Here is a 5,087-nt window from a genome sequence, read left to right on the forward strand (position 1 = left end):
CGAGCATCTTCTTGTAACCGATGCCCAGGGACGTGCCCACGCCTTCGCCTTCCCAGCCTTTTTTGTCGAAACCGACGCCGTATCTGGCTATATTGGCGTTCCAGAACAGGTAGGTTCCGGAGAAACTGGCTTCGCAAGACTTGAAATAGCGCCTCAGCCACAGGGTGATGTTGTTCACCTGGAGATAGCGGTGCTCCTCGGGGTGTTTCCACATGGGCCACTCCACATCCGCACCGAAGGTGATGTGTTCGGACGAGGCCGGATAAAACTCCAGACTGAAGCTGGGAACAGAGGTGAGGCCGTAACCGGGTACGTAGGTGAAATCGTAGGGAATGTTGGTGCTTACACCCATGACATGCCTGTCCCCTGCCTCCTGTGCGGAGGACGGAAGAACTGCTGAGAGCAGCATCGCAAGCATGAGTAATAAGCGTAACATTTTGCTTTTTAGATGGTTTTTGTCTGTTTGTTATTAATTCTTATTCTGCAAATCTACCAAAATAAACCAAAAAATGTTCGCATTTATATGATAATGTTGCGTGTCCGCGCGCAAATATAGCGCGCACGAGCGATAATCGCGCGTACATGGCGCGCAATATTTGAGCGATCACACCGTCTGTTTTAACGAAAAAAGGATGCTCCGAAAAGCATCCTAGAATCTTGCACCATCCCTGTAACGGAAAGGCTTATTTCATGTGATTCTTAAAGAATGACATGTACCTGCCTGGCCACTCACTCGGAATCTGGTGCTGCAGTTCGGGATAGAACCAGATCTGCTTGTCCGTGACTTTCAGGTTGTTGTACGGCGCCAAATTGGTATGCGGCGGGCAGGTTCCGTCCTGGAGGCATGAGCTCGCGATTACGGGGCAGGTGATGCGCGTCGCAAGGTTCTTGGTGTCGAAGTACGAGAGGAACTTGTACATATCCTCGTCGGTCAGACCCGGATGGGCCGCGACATACTTCTTCCAGGAATCCTTCGCGGTGTTTCCGGGCCAGTCCACGATGGCGAAATAGTCCGGATAATCGCCAAGGAAGGCCACACAGGGGGCGATTGCGGCGAACGTGTAGTCACTCAGCGCCGCCACTGCGTAGGTAAGGGCGCCGCCCTGGCTTGCGCCTTCGGCGAACAGGTTGTTCATGTCGCTCGTGGGCCGTGTAGCCATGAAGCGGACGGCCTGCACGCAATCCATAAAGGCTCCGCGGTAATAGTAGCCGTCCCTGTATCCGAAATTGAAGGCGAACCAGTCTCCGTATTCACTGGTAAAATCCATATCCAGGCCGTCCCCACGCTTGTCCGCCGGGGCGCGGTTGATATACTGGCCGCGATGCGAAAGGTAGAACTCGGCGTAATCGCCGCCGTTCGCCCCCGGACAGGAGACAAAGGTGCCCGGAGTGTCATAGCCCATGAAATGCATGATGACCGGGTGCGGTTTGCCGTCCTGGGGCTCCAGATAGTAGCCGCGGACAATCACCGAATCCCCTTCAGGGCCGTCCGGGACGGACGCAAACTCCACCAGGTACACTTTGCATTTGTCGGAGCTCTTCTTGGTCACTTCTATGAGGTTGGGCGCCATTTCGATGCTTTCCAGCTGCGCCTTGGCGGCATCCCAGAACTCGTTGAAGTCCGGCAGCATATCGGGCTCCGAAACTATTTCGGTGGGATTGATGCCGAAGAAGAACCTGCGGGCCGACTTCTTGTTTACGAAGCAGGACGCCTTGTAGAAGCCCGGAGCCAGATCCTCATCGGTAGTGATAGGGATATCAAGGGTTCCCTCCGCCGGCACTTCCATTTCTTTTTCGACGGTCATCAGCTCCTTCTTGAAATCCGTGGTTATGCGCATCATGGCAGTGGCTTTGACAGCGACCTTATTGGGATTCTCGACGCGGATTGTAATCGCAGGCCTGTCGGTGTACACCCAGTTCTCAGTAACGGGAACGGTACCTTTCAGGTCAACCAGCTTGACCGTATCAGCAGGGGGAGTAGGATCTGTTTCCGGCTCCGTCTCGGTTTCGGGATCAGTTTCGGGTTCCGGTTCGGGTTCGGGAACAGGGGCCGCACAGCTTATGGCGAACATTACCGCAAGGGCAAAGGCGGCGAAGGAAAAGAACGGTTTTATTTTCATAACTGGTTATAGTTTATCGTACAAATTTACAAATTCAGTCACAATTTTGAAAACGGGTTCGTAGCTATCGAAAACAGCCGTTTTCCAATTATCAAAAATGGTATGGTAATAAGGGAAGGCGTCACCGTTTTCATTCTCAAAAAAGATGCATGGAACATGGCGGACGGCGAAAGGATAGTGGTCGCTGTTGGCAGCCAGAACACCACGCTCCAAAGCCTTGAAATAGTGTTTTTCTGCATTTATCTGCTCGAAAAGGGCAAATCCGCGCAGACCTTCGTCGCTACATTCGCAGTACTGAACGGGATTGTTGTCCCCGATCATGTCGATATTAAAAAGGTACTTTATTCGCGACAGCGGAACGGCCGGATTCAGGGCATAGAAAGTTGAGCCGCGGAGATTGGCGTCTTCACCTGAAAAAGCGATGAAATACATGTCATATAAGGGCCGGTGGACTGCGTAATGAGCCGCCAGCGTAACGATGGCCGCCGTGCCTGATGCGTTGTCGTTGGCGCCGGGATAATAGACCTTTCTACCGAGGTTGCCGAGGTGGTCATAATGGGCCGTGAACACATAACAGCTGTCGTGACGCGTGCCCTCCACTTTGGCAATAACATTGAATATTTCGCAGTCTTTGAGGAACTTGCTGTCTATATTGGCCCGTACGGTTTTAACGCCGTTTATGGCTTCCGGAGTAACCCATATTATGGGCTTATCCACCACTTTCTCGCCGTATGCCTTGAAGAATTTGATGGGTGACGCCCAGGTGAAGATCAGCCCGGCATTGGAGCACTCCCCCGCTTTCTGCAGCCTGGAGAATACTTCGCGGTGCCGGTAGGTAAACCAAAATTCACAGACTACCAGGCAGTTCGCGTTTTCAGGCTTTTCCAAATCGGCATAAATCCGCTCCGGGTCGAAATTGAGGGTGTCGATGTGGTACACAGGAAACTCGCCCTTCACACCCGGAGAGTACTCGCGCATGGAAAAGTCCACGCCGGGCGTGAGCTTCTTTCCGTCGGCCCACAGCTCCATTTTGCCAGGGAAGGTGTTGATGTCAATGGTGAACGGCTGGAGCGTCACTTCATCGGCTCCGGACTTGACGAACTGCTTTTCCAGATACTTCCCAGCCTTGTTGGCTCCGCCCCTGGCATAGCCTCGGCCCTGATATCTGGCGCTGCTGAGTTCCTTTACGACACTCTTGTACTGCTTAAGGTCCTGCGCCTGCAGCTGCACGGCGCAAAGGACCAGCACTATCCATATAAACTTTTTCACTGTAAAAAAAATTTCTTATGCGAATATACACTTTTTTGCGGTGGAATAGCATTGTTTAAAAAAAACCATTATATTTGCCATTAGAACTTATTTTTTGTTTATATACCTTTAAATTTCAACACAATGGAAGCAATTATCAAGAAAATCAAGGAGCAGATCGCTGCTATCGAGAAAGACATCGACAAGATTGACAACAAGGCTGCAAAGGCCCGCGTCCGCAAAGCTACCCTCGCTCTCGAGAAGCTCGGCAAGGAATATCGCAAAGCCAGCATCTAATCTTTAGTCAAGCTTAGTCTTATTGCCGCCTGCAAAGGCGGCTTTTTTTGTACCCATAAGCGAAAGCTAACGAAAGTTTTTTGTGCCATTTTGCATTTCGTTTTGTTTCGTATGCTTTTATTTCTTATATTTGCGAAAACAGCAACCACATGAACATTTATGACACTGGCCAAGGGAGACGGTCCGCTATCCTCCAAAAACTGCGCGAAGACTCGTCGGTTTCCGTTACCCAATTGAGCAAACAGTTTGGTGTTTCGGAAGTTACGATTCGCAAAGACCTCCGCATCCTCAAGGAACGCAAGCTCCTGATACGCGTCCACGGAGGCGCGATAAAAGGCGCAGCCATAGCTGCGGCTGAAGAGGGCGAGCAGAACGTCAATTTCAAGAGTCTGGTCCACGCCAAGGAAAAAGAGGCGATCGGACGGGCGGCATCTGCCCATATCAAAGACGGAGACACCATCATGATAGACTCCGGCACCACTGCCCTCGAAGTCGCCAGGCATCTTGACCGTTTCCACGACCTCACCATCATCACCAATTCCATCAACGCAATGATCGAGGCGCTGAAATACAAGCGTTTCCGGGTGATGCTCGTAGGCGGCAGTGTCAGGGAGTCCAGCATGTCGATGGTAGGTTCCCTGTCCGAATCCAACCTCAAGCTCTTCTACTGCGACAAGCTCTTCCTCGGGGTTGACAGTTTCAGCGTGGAGGCAGGCCTTTCAACTCCCAGCATAGAGGAGGCCAGCACCAACCAGGTCATGATCTCGAGGGCCCGCGAAGTCATAGCGGTATTCGACTCGTCCAAAATCAACAAGCGCGCCCTGGCGTTCATCGCCATGCCCGACAAGATAAACACCGTAATCACCGACAAGAATCTTCCTTCCTCTGTTGCCAATCAGCTGAGGGACATGAAGATCAATGTCGAAACCGTATATGTATAAGAATCGAAATATCCCGAAATATTTTTATCTGTTCAGTCAACCGATTATAAAACAACAATTTAACATTATATGATATAATTTCGTTCTGCTTCGGATTCGAATTAGGCAGTTTCGAAACGAAATTTATCCCAAATTATATATATATTTGTAGCGATAACACCTATAACGTAACAAAATGGAACTGAACTTCCACACATACCGGGAAATACGCCAGCAGCCTGACGTCTGGAAAAAGACCTGCGAAATAATCCTGTCCCGCAAGGGCGAAATAGCAGACTTCCTTCACAAATACCTCGATGCGGGCTACGAAGTCGTATTCACCGGCGCCGGTACGTCGGCGTACATCGGCGACGCCCTCGAAACCGCCCTGGCCGACACCTGCCTGCGAGGCGCAAGGGCCATAGCCACCACCGACATCCTCGTATCCCCGTGGTTCTGGTTCAACAAGTCAAGCAAGGTCCTGCTCATTTCCTTCGCCCGC

The 5,087-nt window shown here is 51.3% G+C and carries 5 protein-coding genes and 1 pseudogene; 3 read left to right on the forward strand and 3 right to left on the reverse strand.

The genetic code is table 11. The features are described from left to right. The 3 genes from IK012_RS10670 to IK012_RS10680 form a co-directional block, all read right to left on the reverse strand. On the reverse strand, positions 1 to 436 hold a 436-nt coding region (locus tag IK012_RS10670), incomplete at its 3' end, for a DUF3575 domain-containing protein (RefSeq protein WP_290954215.1). Between the two features lie 247 nt (positions 437 to 683). Next, entirely contained in the window at positions 684 to 2,120 is a 1,437-nt protein-coding gene (locus IK012_RS10675; RefSeq protein WP_290954218.1) for an acetylxylan esterase, read from the reverse strand. A 6-nt stretch (positions 2,121 to 2,126) separates the two neighbouring features. Next, positions 2,127 to 3,389 carry a M28 family peptidase gene (locus tag IK012_RS10680; RefSeq protein WP_290954221.1) on the reverse strand — a complete coding sequence of 421 codons (1,263 nt, stop codon included), beginning with the start codon at positions 3,387 to 3,389 and terminating at the stop codon, positions 2,127 to 2,129. A 123-nt stretch (positions 3,390 to 3,512) separates the two neighbouring features. Here IK012_RS10680 and IK012_RS10685 point away from each other — a divergent pair, with 123 nt between their 5' ends. From IK012_RS10685 to IK012_RS10695, 3 genes and pseudogenes are all read left to right on the forward strand, one after another. Continuing rightward, complete coding sequence (locus IK012_RS10685) at positions 3,513 to 3,665, forward strand: hypothetical protein (RefSeq protein ID WP_290954224.1); 153 nt, start codon at positions 3,513 to 3,515, stop codon at positions 3,663 to 3,665. A 149-nt stretch (positions 3,666 to 3,814) separates the two neighbouring features. Further along, positions 3,815 to 4,606, forward strand: coding sequence for a DeoR/GlpR family DNA-binding transcription regulator (locus IK012_RS10690; RefSeq protein ID WP_290954227.1), 792 nt, complete (start codon positions 3,815 to 3,817; stop codon positions 4,604 to 4,606). Between the two features lie 175 nt (positions 4,607 to 4,781). Continuing rightward, a pseudogene (locus tag IK012_RS10695) lies at positions 4,782 to 5,087 on the forward strand (hypothetical protein); the annotation flags it as partial.

The sequence above is a fragment of the Fibrobacter sp. genome (assembly GCF_017551775.1).
Classification (GTDB): Bacteria; Fibrobacterota; Fibrobacteria; order Fibrobacterales; family Fibrobacteraceae; genus Fibrobacter.